At 61.1% G+C, this 23,578-nt stretch carries 26 protein-coding genes; 11 read left to right on the top strand and 15 right to left on the bottom strand.

Annotated elements, in window-relative coordinates; all coding sequences use genetic code 11:
* Window positions 1–14: 14 nt before the first annotated feature.
* From HBR93_RS12940 to HBR93_RS12910, 7 genes are all read right to left on the bottom strand, one after another.
* Entirely contained in the window at window positions 15–977 is a 963-nt protein-coding gene (locus HBR93_RS12940; RefSeq protein ID WP_169960440.1) for a bifunctional GNAT family N-acetyltransferase/nucleoside diphosphate kinase regulator, read from the bottom strand.
* 244 nt (window positions 978–1,221) lie between these two features.
* Complete coding sequence (locus HBR93_RS12935) at window positions 1,222–2,154, bottom strand: phosphatidate cytidylyltransferase (protein ID WP_115129328.1); 933 nt, start codon at window positions 2,152–2,154, stop codon at window positions 1,222–1,224.
* Between the two features lies 1 nt (window position 2,155).
* The gene (locus HBR93_RS12930) at window positions 2,156–2,776 is read right to left on the bottom strand and encodes a lysophospholipid acyltransferase family protein (RefSeq protein WP_057440592.1); all 621 of its coding nucleotides are present in this window, start codon (window positions 2,774–2,776) and stop codon (window positions 2,156–2,158) included.
* A gap of 9 nt (window positions 2,777–2,785) precedes the next feature.
* Window positions 2,786–3,229, bottom strand: coding sequence for a hypothetical protein (locus tag HBR93_RS12925; protein WP_115129327.1), 444 nt, complete (start codon window positions 3,227–3,229; stop codon window positions 2,786–2,788).
* Complete coding sequence (locus HBR93_RS12920; protein WP_169960439.1) at window positions 3,219–4,517, bottom strand: phosphatase PAP2/dual specificity phosphatase family protein; 1,299 nt, start codon at window positions 4,515–4,517, stop codon at window positions 3,219–3,221. Before HBR93_RS12920 ends, HBR93_RS12925 begins: the two co-directional genes overlap by 11 nt.
* 2 nt (window positions 4,518–4,519) lie before the next feature.
* Window positions 4,520–6,274, bottom strand: coding sequence for a bifunctional alpha/beta hydrolase/class I SAM-dependent methyltransferase (locus tag HBR93_RS12915; protein ID WP_169960438.1), 1,755 nt, complete (start codon window positions 6,272–6,274; stop codon window positions 4,520–4,522).
* A 10-nt stretch (window positions 6,275–6,284) separates the two neighbouring features.
* Window positions 6,285–6,908, bottom strand: a complete 624-nt coding sequence (locus tag HBR93_RS12910; RefSeq protein WP_169960437.1) for a CDP-alcohol phosphatidyltransferase family protein — start codon at window positions 6,906–6,908, stop codon at window positions 6,285–6,287.
* A gap of 216 nt (window positions 6,909–7,124) precedes the next feature.
* Between HBR93_RS12910 and HBR93_RS12905 the strand changes: the two genes are divergently transcribed.
* The 4 genes from HBR93_RS12905 to cfaB all read left to right on the top strand — a co-directional run bounded on the left by HBR93_RS12905 (window position 7,125) and on the right by cfaB (window position 10,329).
* Window positions 7,125–7,379: a hypothetical protein gene (locus HBR93_RS12905; protein WP_057440587.1), complete on the top strand. Its 255-nt coding sequence runs from the start codon at window positions 7,125–7,127 to the stop codon at window positions 7,377–7,379.
* Window positions 7,380–7,441: 62 nt separating this feature from the next.
* The gene (locus tag HBR93_RS12900; RefSeq protein WP_057961222.1) at window positions 7,442–8,287 is read left to right on the top strand and encodes a DUF692 domain-containing protein; all 846 of its coding nucleotides are present in this window, start codon (window positions 7,442–7,444) and stop codon (window positions 8,285–8,287) included.
* Window positions 8,278–9,060 (top strand): DNA-binding domain-containing protein, encoded by a 783-nt coding sequence (locus tag HBR93_RS12895; protein ID WP_169960436.1) that lies wholly within the window; start codon window positions 8,278–8,280, stop codon window positions 9,058–9,060. Before HBR93_RS12900 ends, HBR93_RS12895 begins: the two co-directional genes overlap by 10 nt.
* 84 nt (window positions 9,061–9,144) lie before the next feature.
* Window positions 9,145–10,329: a C17 cyclopropane fatty acid synthase CfaB gene (gene cfaB / locus HBR93_RS12890; RefSeq protein ID WP_115129323.1), complete on the top strand. Its 1,185-nt coding sequence runs from the start codon at window positions 9,145–9,147 to the stop codon at window positions 10,327–10,329.
* 61 nt (window positions 10,330–10,390) lie between these two features.
* Here the strand turns inward: cfaB and cls are convergent, their stop codons facing one another.
* On the bottom strand, window positions 10,391–11,830 hold the full coding sequence (gene cls / locus HBR93_RS12885; protein WP_115129322.1) for a cardiolipin synthase: 1,440 nt from the start codon (window positions 11,828–11,830) through the stop codon (window positions 10,391–10,393).
* A gap of 130 nt (window positions 11,831–11,960) precedes the next feature.
* Here cls and HBR93_RS12880 point away from each other — a divergent pair, with 130 nt between their 5' ends.
* Window positions 11,961–12,482: a DUF3617 domain-containing protein gene (locus HBR93_RS12880; protein WP_057961218.1), complete on the top strand. Its 522-nt coding sequence runs from the start codon at window positions 11,961–11,963 to the stop codon at window positions 12,480–12,482.
* A 14-nt stretch (window positions 12,483–12,496) separates the two neighbouring features.
* Here the strand turns inward: HBR93_RS12880 and HBR93_RS12875 are convergent, their stop codons facing one another.
* From HBR93_RS12875 to HBR93_RS12855, 5 genes are all read right to left on the bottom strand, one after another.
* Window positions 12,497–13,834 (bottom strand): dihydroorotase, encoded by a 1,338-nt coding sequence (locus HBR93_RS12875; RefSeq protein WP_115129321.1) that lies wholly within the window; start codon window positions 13,832–13,834, stop codon window positions 12,497–12,499.
* Between the two features lie 2 nt (window positions 13,835–13,836).
* Window positions 13,837–14,397 (bottom strand): DapH/DapD/GlmU-related protein, encoded by a 561-nt coding sequence (locus HBR93_RS12870; protein ID WP_115129320.1) that lies wholly within the window; start codon window positions 14,395–14,397, stop codon window positions 13,837–13,839.
* Window positions 14,394–14,819 carry a phosphoribosyl-AMP cyclohydrolase gene (hisI, locus tag HBR93_RS12865; protein WP_057961216.1) on the bottom strand — a complete coding sequence of 142 codons (426 nt, stop codon included), beginning with the start codon at window positions 14,817–14,819 and terminating at the stop codon, window positions 14,394–14,396. Before hisI ends, HBR93_RS12870 begins: the two co-directional genes overlap by 4 nt.
* Window positions 14,816–15,721: a GTP cyclohydrolase FolE2 gene (gene folE2 / locus HBR93_RS12860; protein ID WP_057440581.1), complete on the bottom strand. Its 906-nt coding sequence runs from the start codon at window positions 15,719–15,721 to the stop codon at window positions 14,816–14,818. The genes hisI and folE2 overlap by 4 nt, the downstream gene beginning before the upstream one ends.
* A gap of 78 nt (window positions 15,722–15,799) precedes the next feature.
* Window positions 15,800–16,168 carry a hypothetical protein gene (locus HBR93_RS12855; protein ID WP_057440580.1) on the bottom strand — a complete coding sequence of 123 codons (369 nt, stop codon included), beginning with the start codon at window positions 16,166–16,168 and terminating at the stop codon, window positions 15,800–15,802.
* 126 nt (window positions 16,169–16,294) lie between these two features.
* Between HBR93_RS12855 and dksA the strand changes: the two genes are divergently transcribed.
* From dksA to HBR93_RS12835, 4 genes are read left to right on the top strand one after another with little or no spacing between them, the layout of a single operon-like run.
* Window positions 16,295–16,699: an RNA polymerase-binding protein DksA gene (gene dksA / locus HBR93_RS12850; RefSeq protein ID WP_057961215.1), complete on the top strand. Its 405-nt coding sequence runs from the start codon at window positions 16,295–16,297 to the stop codon at window positions 16,697–16,699.
* Between the two features lie 26 nt (window positions 16,700–16,725).
* Window positions 16,726–17,934 carry a zinc metallochaperone GTPase ZigA gene (zigA, locus tag HBR93_RS12845; RefSeq protein WP_057440578.1) on the top strand — a complete coding sequence of 403 codons (1,209 nt, stop codon included), beginning with the start codon at window positions 16,726–16,728 and terminating at the stop codon, window positions 17,932–17,934.
* Window positions 17,934–18,578, top strand: a complete 645-nt coding sequence (locus HBR93_RS12840) for a DUF1826 domain-containing protein (RefSeq protein ID WP_057440577.1) — start codon at window positions 17,934–17,936, stop codon at window positions 18,576–18,578. Before zigA ends, HBR93_RS12840 begins: the two co-directional genes overlap by 1 nt.
* A 45-nt stretch (window positions 18,579–18,623) precedes the next feature.
* Entirely contained in the window at window positions 18,624–19,586 is a 963-nt protein-coding gene (locus HBR93_RS12835) for a CobW family GTP-binding protein (RefSeq protein ID WP_169960478.1), read from the top strand.
* Here HBR93_RS12835 and HBR93_RS12830 read toward each other — a convergent pair.
* The gene (locus HBR93_RS12830) at window positions 19,580–19,972 is read right to left on the bottom strand and encodes a DUF3301 domain-containing protein (protein WP_057440575.1); all 393 of its coding nucleotides are present in this window, start codon (window positions 19,970–19,972) and stop codon (window positions 19,580–19,582) included. The two genes, HBR93_RS12835 and HBR93_RS12830, sit on opposite strands and share 7 nt — an antisense overlap.
* A 116-nt stretch (window positions 19,973–20,088) precedes the next feature.
* Here HBR93_RS12830 and pdxY point away from each other — a divergent pair, with 116 nt between their 5' ends.
* The gene (pdxY, locus tag HBR93_RS12825; protein WP_057440574.1) at window positions 20,089–20,961 is read left to right on the top strand and encodes a pyridoxal kinase PdxY; all 873 of its coding nucleotides are present in this window, start codon (window positions 20,089–20,091) and stop codon (window positions 20,959–20,961) included.
* Between the two features lie 56 nt (window positions 20,962–21,017).
* Here pdxY and HBR93_RS12820 read toward each other — a convergent pair whose 3' ends face one another.
* Window positions 21,018–21,503: an acyl-CoA thioesterase gene (locus HBR93_RS12820; RefSeq protein WP_057961210.1), complete on the bottom strand. Its 486-nt coding sequence runs from the start codon at window positions 21,501–21,503 to the stop codon at window positions 21,018–21,020.
* A gap of 294 nt (window positions 21,504–21,797) precedes the next feature.
* On the opposite strand from HBR93_RS12820, the gene HBR93_RS12815 reads away from it, so the two are divergent.
* A complete protein-coding gene (locus HBR93_RS12815) occupies window positions 21,798–23,561 on the top strand; it encodes a cation:proton antiporter (RefSeq protein ID WP_057961209.1) in 1,764 nt (587 codons plus the stop codon).
* The last annotated feature ends 17 nt before the right edge of the window (window positions 23,562–23,578 follow it).

Raw genomic sequence — 23,578 nt, 5'->3', positions numbered from 1 at the left:
AGCAAAAGGCGCAATTACAGGTGGAAGTGGCCCGCCGCCTCCGGCTGGTAAAGCACTTTCCTGATTTCAATCCGGCGGGTCCGATCAGAAATTCGCCAGTCGATGGCGTCCCCCTCCTGATAGCCCAGGATGGCGGCGCCGATGTCGGAATACACGGAGTGCTTCCCTGCGGTGCTGTCCGCGTCTTCAGGGTAGACCAAGGCCACTTCGATCTCTTCTTCGTCCAGTTGCAGCAAGGCCCTAGAGTTCATCGTGACGACATTGCACGCCACCTGCTGCGGCTTGACGACAATGGCTCGCTCAAGCTCATGTTCGAGTTCAACAACGGTCGGGCCTTGCTCGAGCGCGATTAGGCTCTCGAGCCTGGCCTTGTCGATTTCAGTAATGTAGATCCTGGTGGCGTCGCCAGCGGCACCTTCGCGCAAGAACTGGAGATAGCGCCCCGCCGTCATGGAAAATGACTTCAATGTCGGCGTTTCGCTTTCAAGCAGAAAGCCGCTGCGCAGAAAGGCGTTCAGCGAGCGCGCGTTGTCCGGGTGGATCTTGGCGATGAGCTTCTTGGCCCGCATGTCAAGGAAGGCCAGTTTCATGCCTTCGCGTATCGTGCGGGCGCCAAGGTTCTGGCCCCATTTATCGCTGTCTCCGATGACCAGGACTATCTCGCAATCTGAGCCGGTCTTGATCAGACGGACAAAGCCCACCGGGGAGTCATGTCGGTCATAGGCCATGAAGAATCGGCCGCCCTGGTTGAATAGATGGGTCAGGATCGGCGATTGAGTCCGATCGATGGCTTGCTCGATGGAGCGGGAGACATGACGCGAATCGCTCAGATAGCAGGTGACGCGTTCATCCTCCAACCAATCCATCAGCGTCAGCGCGTGCGCCCGAGTAATTTCAGGGCACAGCGAAATGAAAGGCTTGTTCATCTTCATCACACTTACTTGTAAAGGATGGAAGCCCGTCATGGCTTTGGCCATGACGGCTCTTTGGGCAACCGACCATGTTAAGACATAACGCGGGTAATGCCGAACCCTGCTCCTTGGTCCGACCCAGAGGCTCGCCGCAAGCGGTTCCATCAAATGTACGTGGATGTCGTGTGATTACTGGGTGCAGCTGTTTTGCGGTTCCTTTATACGACGCGGCAAGCCCCGAAATACGGGCACCCTTCGCGACAGTTTTAGCTCTCTGTGGGAGCGTCGTTAGCCTTTGGATCGGTGTGACTCAGGTCCACCAATACCGCACCAAATGAAAGAAAATCGGCGCCGCAAAACACACCGAATCCAACCGATCCAGCATCCCGCCGTGTCCTTCGATCATATGCCCCCAGTCCTTTACCCCTCGGTCGCGCTTGATCGCCGACATCACAATCCCGCCGGCAAAGCCCAGCAGGTTGATCAGCAGGGCAATCAGGAATGACTGCCAAGGGTTGAACGGGGTGGTCCACCACAGTGCTGCGCCGATCAGGGAGGACAGCAGGATCCCGCCGACAAAGCCTTCCACGGTCTTCGACGGTGACAGGTTGGGCGCGATTTTGTGTTTGCCGAACAGTTTGCCGCACACGTACTGCAACACGTCCGAGAGCTGCACCACGATCACCAGGTAGGCGATCAGCAGCAGGTTGCGGCCCTCGTAGCCGACGATGTCGAGGGTCAGCAGGGCGGGTACGAAGGAGACGCAGAACACCGCGATCATCAGCCCCCACTGTACTTTCGATGCGCGCTCCAGGAAGTGCGTGCTGTCGCCGCCCAGCGAGGCAAGGATGGGCAGCAGGAGGAACACGTAGACCGGAATAAAGATCGAGAACAGGCCGTACCAGTCAAAGTAGATCAGCAGGTATTGCAGGGGCAGCGCCAGGTAGAACGCGGCGACCAGTGCGGGGTAGTCGCTGCGGCGGGTGGGCGTGAGGGTGAGGAATTCGCGCAGGGCGTAGAACGACACGGCGTAGAACAGCAGGATTACCGCACCGGTGCCGAGCCAGAAGGCGACGCCGATCACCACCACCATCACCCACCAGGCATTGATGCGGGCGTTGAGGTTGTCGATCACCGCATTGGGTGTGCCACGGGTGCGCAGCTTGAGGATCAGGCCGATCAGCGAGGCGAGCACCAGGATCATGCCGATGCCGCCGAACAACATCAGGGTTTGGCTATCCATGTCAGGAATGCTCCGGGGCGAGGGCGAGCAGGGCGTCGCGGCTGCGGGCAAGAAACAGGGCCTTGTCTTCACCGTCTGCAAGCTGCAGCGGTGCGCCAAAGCTGGTGGTGCACAACAGCGGCAGTGGCAGCACACGGCCCTTGGGCATCACGCGGTTGAGGTTGGCGATCCACACGGGGATCAGTTGCGCCTGTGGGTAACTTTTTGCCAGGTGATACAGACCGCTCTTGAAGGGCAGCAGGCCATCCTCCAGGTTGCGCGTGCCTTCGGGGAAAATGATCAGCGAATCGCCGTGTTCCAGGGCTTCGAGCATCGGTTGCAACGGGTTATCCACAGGGTCTTTGCGTTCGCGGTCGATCAGCACGCCGTTGAATACCCGGTTGATGATGTAGCGGCGCAGTGCGCTCTTGTTCCAGTAGTCGGTGCCGGCCACCGGGCGCGTGGCCTTGCGCAGGTTCTGCGGCAACGACGCCCACAGCAGCACGAAGTCGCCGTGGCTGCTGTGGTTGGCAAAGTAGATGCGCTGCACGGGTTCTGGGGCGCAGCCCAGCCACAGGCTGCGGGCGCCGGTCACTGTGCGGGCCATGGAGGTAATCAGGGTCGCGACCAGGGGTTCGAACATAAGGATTCCTTATCCGGCGAAGGGCAGCCACGGGCTGGCCAGGATGACGGCCAATGTCAGTAACACTTGCGCACCCAGCAGGTAGGCCTGTTTGCGCAGCAATTTGAGGGCGCCACGCCGGCGTTCGGTCCAGGGTCGGCTTGCGCGGTTGACGGGTTGCAGGCCCAGGGTTTGCAGAGTCTGGTCCAGCTCGCCGGTGCGTTCTATGTCCTTGGCCATCAGCGCAAACAGGTCGGCGTCGAAGGCCACCCGTAGCGCCCAGTACTTTTGCAGCAGCCCGAGGATAATCATCCACAGGCTGAGCAACAGGCAGATCGGCGTGATACTGACCATCAACAATTGCGCCAGGCCAAACAGTACCCCGAGCAGGGTCAGGCCTGTGGATAACTGATCCAGCGAACGGCCGCGGCGCAGCAGGCTGGCGACTACCTGGAGTTGCATATCAGCGGGCATAGGGCAGTGCTCCCAAGGCTTGGCGGTGATCGGCATGCAGGACCACATCTGATCGTGCTGTACGAATAATAGCCAGTGCCTCGTCCACCGTGGCCGCCCGTCCGCTGTGCAGCAGCCAGGCCGCCACGGCGCTGGCGCTGCGGGAATAACCGAGGGCACAGCACACCAGCAACGGGCCGTGCTCGCGCAAGCGCTTGATGGCTTGGGCCGCCTCCAGGCACTGTGCCGGTGTGGGTGCGGTCAGGTCGAGGACGGGCAGGGCATGGTAAGCGCGGCCCTGTGGATAAACAGGCAATTCGGCACACAGATCGACCACCGCATTGAAAGAACTCAGCTGCGCTGGCGTCGGAATTCGCCCCAACCATACGTTATCCACAACCCGGTCAGGCTGCGGATGCTTGCGCGTCCACAGCCGCGAGTTGAGCCACGCCGCCGCGAGATAAGGCGCATACAGCCAGCGTGCTGCCGGGCTGAGGCGGCCATCTGCGCGTTTCTGAAAGCCTGCGGCGCCCAGCAGCCAGTAGTTGAGCGCCACCAGCAACACCGCGACGGCAGGCCACAGCAGCCATAGCCAGGCACCGCCCCCGGTAAAGGCCACTATTGTCAGCACCAGGGCGCCCATGGCGTAGCGCAACCCCAGGCGCCAACGTTTCGGGTCTTTGGCCGGCCGCGCATGCAACAGCGGGCTGGGTTGATCCACCGGCCATAGCCACACACACAGCCAGCCGGCCAGGGCGCCTGTGGGTAAGTCTATAAAGTGGTGTTGGTAAGTGGTCAGCACCGAAATGCCAATCAGCGCGAACCAGCCATGCACCAGCCAGCGCCACAGGCCTTGGCTATGCCGCTGGTACATCACCCACAGGATCACCAGCAAAGCGATATGCAGCGAGGGTGCCTGGTTGAACGGTTTGTCGAACCCGGCCAGTACCGCAAACAGCCAGCCGAACACGCCGTCCATTTCCGGGCGCTCAAAGGTGAAGCGCAGCGGCCATAGCAGGAAGCAGCTCACGGCAATCACCTGCGCACTGAGCAGACGCAGGGCATGCTGTTTGAGCTCATGGCGGCTGTTAGGCAGCAGCAGGGAGAAGCCGTAGAGCAGGTCGATCGACCAGTAGGGCACGATGGTCCAGGCCCAGAACGGCATATGGGTTTCCCAGCCGAATACCAGGGTGCCCACGTCGCTGCGCTGGCTGGTGACCCAGGTGGCAAAGCCGTAGGTGCTGAAAAACAGCGGCGCCAACAGCAGCAGCCAGAGCAGGGCTGGTTTGAAGAGACCTGGTTCGCGCATGGTCAGATCTTCTGCGCCAGCGACACGCTGAAGATGCCCCACTCATCCACACGCTGGGTGATCTTGCGAAAGCCCGCTGCTTCCACCAGTTGATCCATTTCCGCCTGGCTGCGACGGCGCATCACCCAGGCCTGGCCCTGGCGATGGCTGGTCAGGGCGCGGGCGATCAGTTCCAGTTGCGGGTGCCACGGTTGGCCGGTGTACACCAGGTATCCGTCGGGCTCCACGGCTTCGGCCAGCCCTGCCAGGGAACCACCGACCATGGCGTTATCGGCAAACAGTTCGTACAGCCCGGACACCACTGCCAGTGTCGGCGTGGGCGCCAGTGCGGCGAGGTCGGCCCGGTCAAAGGCATCGCCTTTGACGAACTGCGCAATCTCCCCCAGGCCTTTCTCGCGGATCAGCGCGCCACCGTCGCGCACGTTGATATCGCTGTAGTCGCGCAACAGGATTGATTCAGGCAGCGGCGAAACGCCCTGCAAGGCTTCCAGAATGTACCGACCATGCCCTGCGGCAATGTCGACGATGCGCACTTCGCGCCCGTCGTCGCGCAGCTTGGCCATGGCCAGGCGCAACAACTCTTCAACATGCAGTTTGCGCTGGCGAATCCCGCGCCAGCCGATGGAGTTCAGGTAGTTGGTATCAATCATCCGCCCCAGCGCGCCCTTGCCGGTGGGGGTATTGCGGTACACGTAGTCCAGGGTACTGCCCGAGTCGAAGCCGGTGTCGAAGCCCAGCTTCACGCCCTCGGACAGCTTGCGGCCCAGGCCCATGCTGGCGCGGGTCATGCGCCAGTACAGGTCGCGCAGGGAGTTGTGCGGCAGCGGCGCGGCGAGGGATTCGGATTCGGCGCAGGTCGCGCCGATCTTGTCGGCGTCCAGCAGGCTGGCGCGGTCCAGCGGGTGCGCGAAGTTTTGCAGGATAAAACGCCTGGCGCTGGCCAGTGCCACGGCGCGGTCACGTTCGCCGAGGGTGTCGTGGAAAAAGCCGGGCAGGATGTGCAGTTCCTTTTTCAGGCTGCCAAGGCGCTCGAAGAACTGTTGCTGGGGTTTGCGGTGCACCACAAAGTCCGAGCCGGAGATCAGCAGTTGGGTCGGCAACTGGATCGCCTGGGCATCGGCGACCACGCGGTCGGCCGCTTCGTACAGGCCCAACAGCACATTTACCGAGATCGCCTTGGTGATCAGTGGGTCAGTGTCATAGGACGCGACGCGCTCGGGGTCATGGCTGAGGAACTTGGCTTTGACGTAGCTGTTGACGAAAAAATTGCCGCGAAAGCGCCGCATCAGCGCCAGGCCCGAGCGGGCGAAGGGCACGTAGAGCTTGACCTTGAACGCCGGGGAGGCGAGCACCAGGGCCCTGATACTCGGGGCGTAGTCGTGGACCCAGGTGGCGGCAATCACTGCGCCTACGCTCTGGGCGATCACTGCGAGGTTTTCTGGCGCGATGCCATAGGTGGCGCCGATATGGTCGCAGAAGGTCTGCACGTCGCGCGCGCTGGTGGCAAAGCTCGGGCTGTCGCCACGCTCGCCGGGGGACTGGCCATGGCCACGGGCGTCCCAGGCGAAGAAATCGAACTGTGGCAGGTCCAACTCGTCCACCAGGTGCGCAATGCGCCCGGAATGCTCGTGGCCACGATGGAACAGCAGGATCGCCTGGCGTGGCTCAGGCCCGGTGGCACTGGTCGCGGGCCAATGCCGATAGAAAAGCTCTACGCCGTCATGGGTACTGAAGGTGTGCTGTTGCTGTTCGCGCATCGCAAGATCCTTATGCCGTCGGAGAGATGTCGGATTGTTCTTTGAGGCCCTGGCGTACACGGTTGACCAGGGTGTAGGCGAGCAATGCCGCCACCAGCCACATCGCCCCGTCGACCCAGCCGGCGCCGAGCCAGCCCAGGGCCACGCCGGTGGCGAGTACGCCAAGGACAAACGCCCGATCACTCTTGCCCATGGGCCCGTCGTAGCGGCGCGAGGCACCGACCATCGGCCCCAGTACGCCGGCGTATTCGCTGAACACAGCCAGCAGCGTCACCAGCAACACCGGCGCCAGGCTGACCCCGGGGAGCAGGGCAAATGGCAGGATCAGCGCGCTGTCGGCGATCACGTCGCACAGTTCATTGAGGTAGGCGCCCAGGCGTGATTGCTGGCCGAATTCCCGGGCGAGCATGCCGTCGATGGCATTGAGGGCCATGCGCAGGATCATCCACAGCGGGATCAGTACGAACACCCAGGCGTGCTGGGCGAACCCCGCGATCAGCAGGCCGACGAGCAACGACACGATCCCGGCCAGCACGGTGATCTGGTTGGCGGTGGTGCCGTTGTCATACAGGCGCTGCACCAGGGGCCGCAGCAGGTTTTGAAAACGCGGTTTGAGCTGATAGATCGAAATCATGAGGGTGACGCTTCCTTGTCCGTGATCCCACGAAAAATCTGCTGTGAGTGTGACGATAAATCGCGGTGCGCACTAGTGATGGCTCCTACAAGGATTCAGGAAACCAGGAAAATTTTCACGGCGCTGTAACGCCCCTGCGGCACCTCACTCTAGTGCTGTGTCGGGACTGGACAAACCGTTCAGCCGACCCCCTACAGACCCATGAGGAATACCACAATGAACTTCAAGAACGCTGTTTCCGGTGCTGCCCTGGCCATTGCTGCCGCCACGATGTTTGCCGGTGTCGCGACCCAGGCGCAGGCCGCCGATGAGGCGAACGTGCATTGCTATGGCGTGACCTCCTGCAAAGGCATGAACGACTGCAAGACCGCTGAAAACGCCTGTAAAGGCCAGGCTGTCTGCAAGGGCCATGGCTTCAAGGCAATGACCAAGGCCGCTTGCGATGCGGCTGGCGGCAAAGTCGGCGAGTAACCGCGAATACGTGATCCCGCAGCGGTGTGCACGTCGCTGCGGACACTTTCCAGGAGTTCGTCATGTCGGTATCGGTTCCTTGCCTGGGCTACGGCCTGGGGCTACGCAGTCATTACTATCAACACATCATCGAGCAGTCGCCGGAGGTGGACTGGTTCGAAATCGTCTCCGAGAATTATCTGGTCCAGGGCGGCAAGGCCCTGTACTACCTGGACGCCATCGCCGAGCGTTATCCGCTGGTGATGCATGGGGTGTCCCTGTCCATTGGCGGCCCCCATGCCCTCGATAGGGACTACCTCAAGCAACTCAAGCAATTGGCCGACCGGGTCAAGCCGGCATGGGTCTCCGATCACCTGTGCTGGAGCCGGGGCAACGCCCATCAGCTGCATGACTTGTTGCCGCTGCCCTACACCGAAGAAAGTCTCTACCACGTCGCCACCCGTGTGCGGCAGGTACAGGCGGTGCTGGAGCGGCCGCTGGTATTGGAAAATGTCTCCAGCTATGTGCGATCCAAGGCCGATGAATTCACCGAGTGGGAATTTCTCAGCGCCTTGAGCCACCTCAGCGGTTGCGAGCTGCTGTTGGACGTCAACAACGTGTATGTCAGTTCGCGCAACCATGGCTTCGACGCCTGGACCTTTATCCGCAACCTGCCGCCGCAGAGCATCCGCCAACTGCATTTGGCCGGGCATATGGACTACGGCGACTACGTGGTCGATACCCATGACCATCCGGTGTGTGATCCGGTGTGGCAGCTGTTTCAACAGACACTGGAACACCTGGGGCCAGTGGCGACGTTGCTGGAGCGCGATGACCATTTCCCGCCGTTTGCCGAGCTGCTCGACGAGTTGGGCAAGGCCCGTGAGTTGGGGGCGGATGCCTTGGCCCGGAGGTCGCTATGCGCCTGACCGACTGGCAACTGGCGTTTGAACGGCATTTATTGGCAGACGCCGACGACACTGGCTTTGCCGACACCTTGATCGGGGGCCCGACACTGGATGTCGACACCGGCCTGGCGATCTATCACAACGCCTATCGGGCCCGTTTGCTGGAAGTGATGCAGGGGGATTTCCCGGCGGTGTGGCATTGGCTGGGGGACGACGAGTTTGCCGGGCTGGTGGTGGCCTATGTGCAGTGCTATCCATCCACGCATTTCAGCCTGCGCTGGCTGGGGCAACGGTTTGCAGACTTTATCGACGAGCATCTGGTCGCCGAACAAGCCGCCCCCCTGGTGGAGCTGGCGCGCCTGGAATGGGCCTTTACCCTGGCGTTTGATGCGCCTGCGGGCCAACCCCTGACTCTTGAAGACATGGCCCGGCTGGCGCCCGAGGCCTGGCCGTTATTGCAGGTTGAGTGGACGCCGGCGGTGCAGCAAGTGCTGTGTCGCTTCAACAGCCTGCAGATCTGGCGTGCGGTCAAGGCGCAGGCTGGGTTTCCCGGTAGCCAGGCGTTGCCGCTGGCCGAGGTGTGCCTGATCTGGCGTAACCAACAGGTGTGCCGTTACCGGAGCCTGGAGCCTGCCGAGGCGTACGCCCTGGCCGGGATGGCCGACAGCGGGTGGAGTTTTTCAGAACTGTGCGCGGAATTGGCAGTCACTTATCAAGAGGGCGCGCCGCTGCAAGCTGTCACGTGGTTGAAACAGTGGGTTGAGGACGGTTTGCTGCAACGTCGGGCACCATAAAAGGGCGTTATCGAACCGATAGCCTGCTACTTTTTGTGGATGGTCTACCCTCATTTCGGACGTCTGAAACAAGGGGGACTACTCATGCTCGCGCAACTTCCACCGGCCTTACAGAATCTTCAGCTACCGCTGCGTCTGCGACTCTGGGATGGCCATGAATTCAACCTGGGCCCGGAGCCCAGCGTTACCATCGTGGTCAAGGATCCGGTGATGGTGACGCAACTGACCCACCCCACGCTCGATTCCCTGGGCGCTGCTTTCGTTGAAGGCAAACTGGAGCTGGAAGGCTCGATCAGCGAAGTAATCCGGGTGTGTGACGAATTGAGCCACGCCCTGCTAGAGGAGGACGAGCACGCCGGCCCGGTGCGTTCGATTCACGACAAGGCTACGGATGCGGCCGCGATTTCCTACCACTATGACCTGTCGAACGAGTTCTACCAGCTCTGGCTGGACCGCGACATGGCCTATTCCTGCGGTTACTTCGAGACCGGCAGCGAATCCCTCGACCAAGCCCAACAAGACAAATTCCGCCACCTGTGCCGCAAGCTACGCCTGCAGCCTGGGGAGTACCTGCTGGATGTCGGTTGTGGCTGGGGCGGGTTGGCGCGTTATGCGGCCCGCGAGTTCGGGGTCAAGGTGTTCGGCATCACCCTGAGCAAGGAACAATTGGCACTGGCCAAGGAGCGGGTAATCGCTGAGGGCCTGGAAGACCTGGTTGAGTTGAAATTGCTCGACTACCGCGACCTGCCCCAGGACGGGCGGTTCGACAAAGTCGTCAGCGTCGGCATGTTCGAGCACGTCGGCCACGCCAACCTGGCGCAGTACTGCCAGACCCTGTTCGGCGCCGTGCGTGAAGGGGGGCTGGTGCTCAACCATGGCATCACCGCCAAACATACCGATGGCCGCCCGGTGGGGCGCGGTGCCGGCGAGTTTATCGAGCGTTACGTGTTCCCCAATGGTGAGCTGCCGCACCTGGTGATGATCAGCGCCGAAATCAGCGAAGTCGGCCTGGAAGTGGTCGACGTGGAAAGCCTGCGCCTGCATTACGCACGCACCCTCGACCACTGGAGCGAACGCCTGGAAGACAACCTGGAGGCGGCGGCAAAAATGGTCCCGGCCCAGGCACTGCGTATCTGGCGCCTGTACCTGGCGGGTTGCGCCTATGCGTTTGCGCGTGGGTGGATCAACCTGCACCAGATCCTGGCGGTCAAGCCCCATGCCGATGGCAGCCATGAGTTGCCGTGGACGCGGGAAGATCTCTACCGCTGAGCCAACCGATGTCTGAGTGTGGGAGCTGGCAAGCCAGCTCCCACCTTCTGTCCGGCGCAATTTATAAGATAGGGGAAATCAGCCGCGCCACGCGCATGCCCAGTTGCTGCAGGCGGCGGGTCTGCTGGCTTTCTTCCTGGCTGGTTTCGTGGGCCTGGGCGAAGTCATCCAGCAGCATGTGTTCCACCTCGCTGGCGAAGGCTTCGTCGACGGTCAGCAACATCACTTCGAAGTTGAGGCGGAACGAACGGTTGTCCAGGTTCGCACTGCCGATGGCGCTGATTTCCCGATCTACCAGCACCACTTTCTGATGCAAAAAACCCGGTTTGTAGCGGAACACCCGGACCCCGGCGCGCACCGCTTCAATCGCGTACAGGCTGGAGGCGGCGTACACAATGCGATGGTCGGGGCGTGACGGCAGTAGTAAGCGCACGTCCACGCCACGCAACACCGCCAGGCGCAGCGCGGCGAATACCGCTTCATCGGGGATGAAATACGGGCTGGTGATCCACACCCGCTCAGTCGCCGCATGAATGGCTTCGACGAAAAACAGCGAACAGGTTTCATACGGGTCCGCCGGACCGCTGGCCAGCAATTGGCAGAGCACGCCGTCATCGGCATAAGTGTCGGGCAGGATCAGCGGCGGCAGTTCGCGCGCGGCCCAGAACCAGTCTTCGGCAAACGATTCTTGCAGGCACGCCACCACGGGGCCGCTGACTTGCACATGGGTGTCGCGCCAGGGGGCGAGCGGCGGCTTCTTGCCCATGTATTCGTCGCCGACGTTATGCCCGCCGACAAAACCGGTCAGGCCATCGACCACGACAATCTTGCGGTGGTTGCGGAAATTCACCTGAAAGCGATTGAGCCAGCCGCTGCGGGTGGCAAACGCCTTGATCTGCACCCCGGCATCGCGCAGCGATTGCACATAGCGGTGGGGCAGGGAGTGGCTACCAATGCGGTCATACAGCACGTAGATGGCTACACCTTCGGCGGCCTTGGCCTTGAGCAGTGCATGCAGTTGGCGCCCCAGTTCATCGTCATGAATGATGAAGAACTGCACCAACACGGCAGTCTTGGCGGCGCGGATGGCGTCGAAGATGGCGCTGAAGGTGGCGTCGCCATTGACCAGCAAACGCACCTGGTTGTTCGCCAGGCACGGCATGCGTCCCAGCTTGGGCATGGCGCGCAGGGAGGCGTAGGCCTGGGAGTTACGCGCAGCCAGGGCTTCTTCGACCCAAGGGCGCCAGTTCAACTCAGTGATTGCCTTGTGCATTTCCTGGTTGGCCTGGCGCCGCGCCTGGATATAGGCGTCGAAGCTGCTGCGGCCAAAGATCAGGTAGGGGATCAGCGTCAGGTACGGCATGAACATCAGCGACAGTGCCCAGGCGATTGAGCCTTGGGCGGTACGCACGGTGAGCACCGCGTGCAGGGCAGCCAGCGAGCCGAGAAAATGCAGGGTTGCGATGAAGTAGCCAAGCAAGTGCGGGCCGAAGAAATCCATGGGCAACGGTACTCCTGACAATCCAATGCGTAACAGACCATGTTCGGCGGCGATTGTCGCTATTTTATTGAGCATGCAACGCCGAGCACTTTACGACGTCTAACGCCGACAATTACCCAGGAGTTACCCGATGAATGCTCGTCTGCTTGGTTTGGCCATGGTTGTTGGTTTGACGCTGCCGGTGGCAGCGCAGGCGCAGATGTTGGCGCCGGGCTTGTGGGAATTGACCACCAGCAATATGAAAGTCGATAACCAGAATCTGCCGGACTTGTCGTTGATCCTCGGTCAACTGAAGCAACAGATGACCCCGGAACAACGCGCAATGCTGGAAAAACAAGGCATCACCATGGCTGGCAAGGGCGTGCAGGTCTGCCTGACCCCGGCCCAGGTGGCCTCTGATTCCATCCCGCTGACCGACCCGCAATCGGGTTGCAAGCAAGAGGTCACAGACAAGACCGGCAATCAGTGGAAATTCCGCTTCAGTTGCCCGAAAGCCCAGGGCACTGGCGTGGCCACGTTCCAGAGCCAGAAGGCGTTCACCACCACGGTCAACGGTACTTTCAATGCCACTGGCGTGCAGCAGAACGGCAGCCTCGACACCCATGCGCAGTGGCTGGGCAACGACTGTGGCACGGTCAAACCCCGGGCCTGAACGGCTCCTGGGTTTTAGCGCAGAAAATGCAGGGGCAGCCCCTGGCAACTGTCGATCACCTGCCCCTGGTGCCAGGCCACATGGCCTGACACCAGAGTAGTGCTGACGCTATGGCGAAAGCTGCGCTCGGCAAAGGGTGTCCAGCCGCAGCGGGCGAGGATCGGTTGGCTGCTCACCGGTTTGCCTTCGGGCTCGGGTTTGATCAGCACCAGGTCGGCCCAGTAGCCCTCGCGCAGGTACCCCCGGTCGGGAATGGCGAACAGGTCGGCAACGCGATGACTGGTTTTCGCCACCAATGTGGTCAGGGGCAACAGGCCGTCCGCCACCAACTCCATCAATGCCGGTAGCGCATGTTGCACCAGGGGTAACCCCGCTGGCGCCTCGCGGTACGGCCGCTGTTTTTGCTCCCATGTATGAGGCGCGTGGTCGGTGCCGATCACATCCAGGCGATTGCTCAGCAGTGCCAGGCGCAGGGCATTGCGGTCGGCCCGGGTTTTGATCGCCGGGTTGCATTTGATCTGGTGGCCGAGGCGGGCGTAGTCGCGGTCGTCGAACAGTAAGTGGTGCACGCACACTTCTGCCGTGATGCGTTTTTCTGCCAGCGGTTTATCTTCAAATAACGACAGTTCCCGGGCGCTGGTCAGGTGCAGCACATGCAAGCGCGTGCCGTGGCGGCGCGCCAGCTCCACGGCCAGGGACGAGGAGCGATAGCAGGCTTCGGCATCGCGGATCAGCGGGTGCGCGACGGCGGGGATCGCCTCGCCAAACCGGTTTCGCAAGCGTTGTTCATTGGCCTGGATGCTCGGCGTGTGCTCGCAATGGGCGAGGAGAATGGTCGGCACCTCAGCAAATAAACGCTCCAGGACGCGTGGATCATCCACCAGCATATTGCCGGTGGAGGCGCCCATAAACACTTTGACCCCGGCGACCTGCCGCGGATCAAGGGCAGCCACGGTGTCGAGGTTGTCGTTGCTGACACCAAAGTGAAACCCGTAATTGGCTACCGAGTGCAGTGCGGCGCGGCGCTTTTTGTCGGCCAGAGCTTCCAGGGTCAAGGTCGCGGGCTGGGTGTTGGGCATATCCATGAAACTGGTAATGCCCCCGGCCACTGCGGCGCGGGACTCGCTGTAAAAACTGCCTTTGTCCGGCGCGCCAGGTTCGCGGAAATGCACCTGGTCGTCGATCATGCCCGGCAGCAGCCATTGGCCTTGGGCATCAATCTCAATCTCGGCTGTTTGCCCCTGGATGCTGCTGGCGATTTTTTCGATACGGCCATTGGCGACCAGCACGTCGGCATCGAATTCCTGGCCTTCATTCACCAGGCGGGCGTTGCGGATCAGCAAGCGGCTCATGTTTAGAACTCGTTTTGCAGGGCTTTGTAGCCGCGCACCAGGTCGACATTGGTACGCGCCACGTCTTCGGAAAACTCCGATGCGCTGACGCTCACGGGCGGGAACTGCGACAGATCGGTGTTGGGGCCGATGCGCGTGGTGGACGGCACGTAGAACGCGGCGGGCAAGTCGCGGCCATCGACCACCGAGTTATGCCGCACCACGCAGCCATCACCCACCACACAGTTGAACAGCACACTGTTGAAGCCGATAAACACCCGGTCGCCGACAGTGCAGGGGCCGTGGACAATCGAGCGATGGGCAATGGAGCTGAACTCGCCGATAGTCACCGCCGCACCGGATTTGGAGTGGATCACCACGCCGTCCTGGATATTGGAATTGGCGCCGATGGTGATCGGGTCCATGTCGCCGGTGGCATCGACTTCGTCGGCGCGGATCACCGCATAGGGGCCGACAAATACATTCTCGCCGATGATCACCTTGCCGCAGATGATCGCGGTTTTATCGACGTAGGCCGACTCGGCAATGACCGGCAGATCGCCGGAAGGGTTCTTGCGGATCATGCTGTAGGTTCCTTGAGAGGCGCGGTGATGATGTGCACTTGATCGTTTTCGATAGCGTTGTAAAAACAGGTGGGTCGGCCGGTGTGACAGGCAGGGCCTTGTTGGTCGACGATCAGCAACACGGCATCGCCGTCGCAATCCAGGCGTGCTTCGATCAACTGCTGCTGGTGGCCAGAGCTTTCGCCTTTGCGCCACAACTGTTGGCGCGAGCGTGACCAGTAGCAGACCTGGCCGCTGGCGAGGGTCTCGTCGAGGGCCTGGCGGTTCATCCAGGCCAGCATCAACACTGCGCCGCTGCCGTGTTGCTGGGCGATGGCGGCGATCAGGCCGTCACTGTTCCACGGCAGGGCATCCAATACGGGGGCCAGGGGAAAACGGCTACCCACGGCTGCCGCTTCCAGGTCGAGCATCGTCAGTTTCATGGGGTGCCCGAGGCGCCTCTCGTCCAATGGCTTTCGGCCACGGCGTCATGGGCGTGCAGGCTTTCGGCGTGGATGACTTTGAGTTGGATGGCTTGCACCGCATCCGAGCGTTTCAGTGCCAGGTTCAAGCGGCGCGCGGCGTCTTCGCAAAACATCAGGTTCTGGCCGTTGGCCAAGGCGAACGCCTGTTCATCGGCGCGCTTTACAGCGGTTTGCACGGCGGTGCCGAGGGCTGCTTCGGCCTGGTCGATCAAGGCCGTCAGGGGCAAGGCTTGGACGTCGGGCTGCAGATGGACCTGCAACAGCGCACTGCTGCGTTGGCTATGGGGCGTGGCGACGATGCCATTGGCACTGCCAAGCCAGGCCAGTACATCTTCGTGTTGCAACGACTTGTTGCCGAAGTGATCAACAAATTGCTGTTGAATCAACTGCCTGGCGAGGGCCGCAGAGCATGGGCAGGTGGAAGAGTAGGTCACGTCAATTTTTAGTTCCACGTGGAACATCTGTTTTTCCAGACGCGCTTCGATGGTCACCGGGTAAGTCTTCCAGCCCGATAGCGGGCTGACCAACGCCGGGCGTTTGAGCAGCAAATCGGTGTGAATCCGCAGGTAGGCGCTGCTCGATAACCCTTCATGGCTATCGAGAAATCGCTGCAACACCTGACGCAGCAGCGCCGGTTGCAGGTCTTGTTGCTCGAGCATTTCCAACGCCAGGTACAGGCGCGACATATGAATGCCCCGCGCCTCGCCGTCATCCAGGCTTACGCCGGCATCGGCCTTGGCACTCAAACGTTGGCCGTCGATCAGGATGGGAAGAGCAATGCCGCACATACCCACCCAGTCGAGGGGCAAGGCTTGGCGAGAAGCCTGCGCGGCGATATCGGGTAGAGTCAGCGCATTCATGAGCAGGTCCATCGTTGGAGATAATCCGACATGTTATAGTATAACAATTAGATCGACGATGATTTTTCTACGACCGCTCTAGCACCCGCTGATACGGCTGCAGGTGAACTTGGCGCTGGAGCCTCCGGAACTGGAGAACCGGTTGATCGTGGTCCAGCCCACACGCCGTGTGTAGCCGACCCACGCCTCACCGTCTGAGGCCAGACCGGTAAAGAACGTCAATTGGCCGTAGCGGCTATTGGTCTGCGCCCAGTAACGCTTGCCGATCACCTCGAATCCGCGCAAATACGTGGTGTTGCCCGCGGTTGCGACACTGTAGGCATTGCCCTGGGCATCGACACAGGCCAGCAGGGTGGCGCTGCGGGTGCACGTGGCCAGGGGGCTGGCTACTTGGGCGCCGGCCTGGGTCGCTACCAGCAGCAACACACCGCATAACAGGGATTTCATCGCGTTTCTCGGGGCCTGGAGGCGTTCAAGGATTGCGCCCTTCGTCGTGACGGGCAAGAGGGGATTAGCTTATTTGCATTGTTATACTATAACATCAAAATACAGCCTGACCCGTGAACCGACCTGATGACTGAACAAGACCTGCTCGCTCAACCACCTGCTGATTATATGAATGAGGCCCAGCAGGCCTTTTTCCGCGAGCTGTTGTTGGCTCAGCGCTATGACCTGCAAGCGCGCATCGAAGCCGAGTTCATCGTGCTGCGCGAGCAGGAGCCCCATAGCGATCCCGCCGATGTCGGCAGCGCCGAAGAACAGCGCCAATGGCAACTGCGTCTGCTGGAGCGGGAAAAGAAGCTGCTGGACAAGATCGACGAGGCCCTTGAGCACCTCGCCCGTGGTGAGTACGGCTGGTGCCGTGAGACAGGCGAGCCGATTGGCCTCAAGCGTCTGTTGCTGCGGCCCACGGCCACCCTGTGTATTGAAGCCAAAGAACGTGAAGAGCTGCGCGAACGCCATCAACGGGCGATTTGACCGGCCAACCTGATGAGGAACACCCGATGACCGACCGTCTACCCGTAACCGTGCTGTCCGGCTTTCTCGGCGCCGGTAAAAGCACGCTGCTCAATTACGTCCTGCGCAACCGCGAAAACCTGCGAGTGGCGGTGATCGTCAACGATATGAGCGAAATCAACATTGATGGCGCTGCGGTACAGCGCGACGTCAGCCTCAATCGCGCCGAAGAAAAACTGGTGGAAATGAGCAACGGCTGCATCTGCTGCACTTTGCGCGAAGACTTGCTCGTTGAGGTCGGAAAGCTCGCCAGGGAGGGTCGGTTCGACTACCTGCTGATCGAATCCACTGGCATTTCCGAACCGCTGCCCGTGGCAGAAACCTTCACCTTTCGCGATGAAAACGGTCAGAGCCTGGCCGACATTGCGCGTCTGGACACCATGGTCACCGTGGTCGACGGCATGAACTTCCTGCTCGACTACCAAGCCGCCGAAAGCCTGGCGTCACGGGGCGAAACCCTGGGTGAAGATGATGAACGTTCCATCACCGACCTGTTGATCGAGCAGATCGAGTTTGCCGACGTCATCCTTATCAGCAAGATCGACCTGATCAGCAGCCACGAACGTGAAGAACTGGTGGCCATCCTTGAACGCCTGAATGCCCAGGCGCGCATCATTCCCATGGTCATGGGCGAAGTGCCGCTGGCCGAGATCCTCAATACCGGGCGTTTTGACTTCGAGCGCGCGGCCCAGGCGCCGGGCTGGTTGCAGGAACTGCGCGGCGAACATGTGCCGGAGACTGAAGAATACGGCATCGCCTCCACGGCCTATCGGGCGCGCCGGCCATTCCATCCCCAGCGTTTTTTCGACTTTATCGACCGCCCGTGGGTCAACGGCAGGCTGCTGCGCTCCAAGGGATTTTTCTGGCTGGCCAGCAAACATCGCGACGCCGGCAGTTGGTCCCAGGCCGGTGGCTTGATGCGCCATGGTTTTGCTGGTCGCTGGTGGCGCTTTGTGCCCAAGAGCCAATGGCCCGAGGACCAGCAAAGCGTCGCGGCGATCATGGAGAACTGGCAACCGAGCACCGGCGATTGCCGCCAGGAACTGGTGTTTATCGGGCAGAACATCGACTTCGTGCGCCTGCGCGCGGAGTTGGACGCGTGCCTGCTGACCGACGATGAAATGGCCCAGGGCGTCGAAGGTTGGCGCCTGCTGGTCGATCCTTTTGGCCCTTGGTATGAGGAGGCAGCCGCCTGATGTTGGCCCCTGTGATTCAACTGCGCCCGGTGATTCGCCAGACCCGTGGTGAAACCCCGTTGGCGCTCGCCGATATCCTCGATAACGGGGTGAACCTGGCGCTGTGGCAGCGCCAGTTGCCGCTGCATATCGCCGAGTTTGGTGCGTTGCTGGTCTCGCTGAACGAGCCGCTGGCAGAATCGCTGGTGGTTGAGTTGGACAGTGAAGATGCTGAGCCCAACTTGCAGGGCTTGGCCGCAGGTTGTCGTGACCTTGAAGGCTACGACGGGTTTATCGCCGATGTGGCATGGCTGGTCAGCGCCTTTGCCTGCCTGCTGGGCGCCAAGCGTATTGGCGTGCGGTTAAGGCTGTTGGACAAGGCCATGTGCCCGCGTTTTCACGTCGATCATGTGCCCGTGCGCTTGATCACCACCTATGCCGGTATCGGCAGCCAATGGTTGCGCGAAGGGGTGATGGACCGACGTCAGTTGAGTCAGGCGGACGCGGAGCCCACCGAGCGCATCGAACAGATCCACTGCGGTGAAGTCGCCCTGCTCAAAGGCGAAAAGTGGCGTGGCAATGAAGGCTACGGCTTGATTCATCGTTCGCCGGCGCTGGCCGCCAATGAACGACGGCTGATTCTGACGCTGGATTGGCTGGCATAACCGGGTAGGATCAATCGTCTCTACACGGCCTGAATAATGTCCACGATGCTGCAGAATATTCCCACGCATGTGATTGCCGGCCCCTTGGGGGCTGGCAAGACCAGCTTGATCAAGCACCTGTTCACCCAGCGCCCGGCCAATGAGCGTTGGGCGGTGTTGATCAATGAGTTCGGGCAGATTGGCCTGGATGCTGCGCTGCTGACCCTGGATGACGACGGTATTGCCATCGGCGAAGTGGCCGGTGGCTGTTTGTGCTGTGTGAATGGTGCGCCATTCCAGATAGGGCTAGGTCGCCTGCTGCGTAAGGCCAAGCCGGACCGCCTGTTTATCGAACCCTCAGGGTTGGGGCACCCGGCGCAATTGCTGGCGCAGTTGCGCCAGGCGCCCTGGCAAACCGTGCTGGCCGTCCAGCCTTGTGTGCTGGTCCTGGATGCCCAGGCACTGGCGGCAGGCAGACCGTTGCCCGACGCGCAACGCGAGGCATTGGCCAGTGCCGGGTTGCTGGTGCTGAACAAGGAAGAAGGGCTGGATGCCGCGCAACGCAGCGTTATCGAAAACACATTACCAGCCTGCGAGGTTTACTGGACTCGACAGGCGCAACTGCCATTGGTCCGCCTGCCAGGGTTCGGCGCACAGGCCGGATCGCCTGTGGATAACTTTGAAGTGCCCAAGGGGTTGACGCAAATCCCGGCAATCTGGAGCGATCCGTGCGTGCCGATTTGCCTGCACCAGGCGCAGGAAGGCGGCTGGAGCATCGGTTGGCGCTGGCACCCGAGCCAGCAGTTCGATCCCGCGTTGCTGCGGCAATGGTTGCAGGGCCTGGACTGGCGCCGTGCCAAATTGGTTATCCACAGCTCCGATGGTTGGGTTTCGGCCAACGCTGTGGATAACACCATGCTCACTTGGCAGCCCAGCGAATGGCGCCGGGACTCACGCATCGAGCTGATCTTCAGCGAAGAGAAGGACGTGGCAGAACTGCAAAAGGCCCTGGCCGCTTGCCGTCAGTGACGGCTCTTGCCGTGCTCCTGACGCCACTGGCTCAGTTCAATCACTTCGGCGCTGGGCGGCGGAGTCTTTATTTCAAACGGGTAGGGCGCCAGTTCGATCTGCGCACTGTGGGCCCCAAACTGGGTGATGGTGCCAGGGTGGCGGGCCTCACCGGTCACGGTGAACTCAAAGTTGTAGACCCGCGCCAAACGCCGGCGGCCGCTGGCGTCCTTGACGAAGCCGATGCGTTTCAAGGCCACGGCGCCGTCGAGCAATTCGATGTCGAGCTTGGCGCAATGCTGTTTGACCCTCTCCAGCGCACGCTCGCGCAAGCCGTGGTTGTGCCACACCCAGGCGGCAGCCGCCGCCACTAGCATCAGCACAAAGATATTTCCCAGGGTCAGCATGCGATTTGCTCCAACAAAGTAAGGCCAGCTTAACTGTGTCTCCGGTCTGTCGTACAGGATGCTTTTAGTCGCATACTGCGCGGCCAGAATTCAACGGTTTTACGGAAGTTTCCTGCATGAAACGCACACCTCATCTGCTTGCGATCCAGTCCCATGTGGTCTTCGGCCATGCCGGCAACAGCGCCGCCGTATTTCCCATGCAGCGAGTGGGGGTGAATGTCTGGCCGCTCAACACCGTGCAGTTCTCCAACCATACCCAGTATGGCCACTGGGCGGGAGAAGTGTTGGCGCCGCAGCAAATTCCGGCGCTGGTGGAGGGGATTGCGGCGATTGGCGAACTGGGCAACTGCGATGCGGTGCTGTCCGGCTACCTGGGCAGCGCCGCCCAGGGGCGGGCGATCCTGAGCGGTGTGGCGCGGATCAAGGCGATCAACCCCAGGGCCCTGTACCTGTGCGACCCAGTGATGGGCCATCCGGAAAAAGGCTGCATCGTACCCCAGGAAGTCAGTGATTTTTTGCTGGACGAAGCGGTGGCCATGGCCGACTTTCTGTGCCCCAACCAACTGGAGCTGGACAGCTTTTGCGGGCGTAAACCGCAGTCGCTGTTCGATTGCCTGGGTATGGCGCGTGCCCTGCTGGCGCGTGGGCCCAAAGCGGTGCTGGTCAAGCACCTGGACTACCCCGGCAAGCTGGCGGACGGTTTCGAGATGCTGCTGGTGACGGCCGAAGGCAGCTGGCACCTGCGCCGGCCGCTGCTGGCATTTGCGCGCCAGCCGGTGGGGGTTGGCGACCTGACATCGGGCCTGTTCCTGGCGCGGGTGCTGCTGGGCGACAGCCTGCTGGCCGCGTTCGAGTTCACGGCGTCGGCTGTGCATGAAGTGCTGCTAGAAACCCAGGCATGCGCCAGTTACGAGTTGGAATTGGTGCGGGCCCAGGACCGCATCGCCCATCCGCGCGTGCGCTTTGAAGCCACGCCGATCAGTCTGTAACACCCAAAATCCCCCTGTAGGAACTGGCAAGCCAGCCCCTACAGGGGGATTGTGTTTTACAGCGCGTCGGCTTTGATTTCCTGGTAGCGCTTCTCCAGCTCCTGGCGAATCTGCCGGCGCTGTTTGCCCTGGATAAACCGGCGCTTGTCTTCACTGTTCTGTGGCTGCAACGCTGGCACGGCGGCCGGTTTACGGGCGTCGTCGACGGCAACCATGGTGAAGAAGCAACTGTTGGTATGGCGCACCGAGCGCTCGCGGATGTTCTCGGTGACCACCTTGATCCCCACTTCCATCGACGTGTTGCCGGTGTAGTTGACCGAAGCCAAAAATGTCACCAGTTCGCCCACATGGATCGGCTCACGAAAAATCACCTGGTCCACCGACAGTGTGACGACATAGCGGCCGGCATAACGGCTGGCGCAGGCGTAGGCCACTTCGTCGAGGTACTTGAGCAGGGTACCGCCGTGGACATTGCCTGAGAAATTGGCCATGTCAGGGGTCATCAATACCGTCATCGACAGCTGGGCGTTTCCGGGTTCCATAGCACACTCACGGTTGTAGGCATTGGTTGGGGGGGGCACCTCTGCGGATGCTCGAATCATTACAGCGCCATCCCTAACGGGACGCCGGGACGGGGCTTGCCGTCACGCCCAGGGCGATCTGTTTCCATATATTGCACCGGCTTTCTGCCGCAAGTCGCGGTGTTACCCTTGAAAAGCCCATTTCAAGGGCATTTCTTACGAATAAGGCAGACTTTTCCTTCCGCATATTGCGCGCCGTTGTGGCGGCTGCCTGGAATTCGGGACAGTGCCAGTACCCTCAAGGAGCCCCTCGCCATGCACGCCATCAGTTTTATCCAGGACTTGGCCGTGATCATGCTCGTGGCAGGGGTGGTGACCATCCTGTTCCATCGCTTCAAGCAGCCGGTCGTCCTGGGGTACATCGTCGCCGGCTTTATCATCGGCCCGCACACCCCGCCTTTCGGCCTGATCCACGACGAAGACACCATCAAGACCCTGGCCGAGCTGGGGGTGATTTTCCTGATGTTCTGCCTGGGCCTGGAGTTCAGCCTACGCAAGCTGTTCAAGGTCGGCGCCACGGCGTTTATCGCGGCCTTCCTGGAAATCATCCTGATGATCTGGATTGGCTATGAAATTGGCCAATGGTTCGACTGGAACACCATGGATTCACTGTTCCTCGGTGCGATCCTGGCGATTTCCTCGACCACCATCATCGTCAAGGCGCTCAACGACCTGAAGATGAAAAACCAGCGCTTTGCCCAACTGATCTTTGGCGTGCTGATTGTCGAGGACATCCTGGGCATCGGCATCATCGCCTTGTTATCGAGCATCGCCGTCAGCGGCACGGTCAGCTCCGGCGAGGTATTTTCCACGGTCGGCAAGCTCTCACTGTTCATGATCGTGGCCCTGGTGATTGGCATTTTGCTGGTGCCACGCCTGCTGGCCTACGTGGCCAAGTTTGAAAGCAACGAGATGCTGCTGATCACCGTCCTGGGCCTGTGTTTTGGCTTCTGCCTGCTGGTGGTCAAGCTGGAGTACAGCATGGTGCTGGGCGCCTTCCTGATCGGTGCGATCATGGCCGAGTCCCGGCAGTTGCTGAAAATAGAACGCCTGATCGAGCCGGTTCGCGACATGTTCAGTGCCATCTTCTTCGTTGCCATTGGCTTGATGATCGACCCGCAGATCTTGCTGCAATACGCGTGGCCGATTGCGGTGATTACTGTGGCCGTGGTGCTGGGCAAGATGCTGTCCTGTGGCCTTGGCGCGTTTATCGCCGGTAATGACGGCCGCACCTCGTTGCGGGTGGGCATGGGCCTGTCACAGATCGGCGAATTTTCTTTCATCATTGCGGCGCTGGGGATGACCTTGCAGGTCACCAGCGACTTTCTCTACCCGGTGGCGGTGGCCGTTTCCGCCATCACTACGTTGCTCACGCCATACCTTATTCGTGGCGCCGACCCATTGTCCTTGAAGATCGCGGCTGTGATGCCACAGCGTCTGAGCCGGGTGTTTGGCATGTATGGCGAATGGCTGCGCAGCATTTCGCCCCAGGGCGAAGGCGCGATGCTGGCGTCGATGATCCGCAAGATCATCTTGCAGGTAGGGGTAAACCTGGCGCTGGTGGTGGCGATCTTCTTTACCGGCAGCTTTTTCGCCGCGCGCATTGGAGGGTATCTGGAAGGCTGGATCAGTGATCCGAGCTGGCAGAAGGCATTGATCTGGGGTGGTGCGTTGCTACTGTCGCTGCCGTTTCTGATTGCCGCATATCGCAAGCTCAAGGCGCTGTCGATGCTGCTGGCGGAGATGAGCGTGAAGCCGGAAATGGCTGGGCGCCATACCCAACGTGTACGGCGGGTGATTGCCGAACTGATCCCGATTCTCTCGCTGCTGGTGATCTTCCTGCTATTGGCGGCCTTGTCGGCCAGTATTTTGCCGACCAACAAGTTGCTGGTATTGATTGCGGTGGTGACGGCCGCAGTGGCTGCCGTGCTCTGGCGCTGGTTCATCCGCATCCATACGCGCATGCAAGTGGCCTTGCTGGAAACCCTGGATAATCACAAGGACACGCCGGAGCATTGAGCGTATGTGGCGAGGGG

Source organism: Pseudomonas sp. WS 5411 (assembly GCF_012985595.1).
Taxonomy (GTDB): domain Bacteria; phylum Pseudomonadota; class Gammaproteobacteria; order Pseudomonadales; family Pseudomonadaceae; genus Aquipseudomonas; species Aquipseudomonas shahriarae.
Note: the sequence above shows the minus strand (reverse complement) of the source record. Positions and strands in the feature narration are given on the sequence as shown.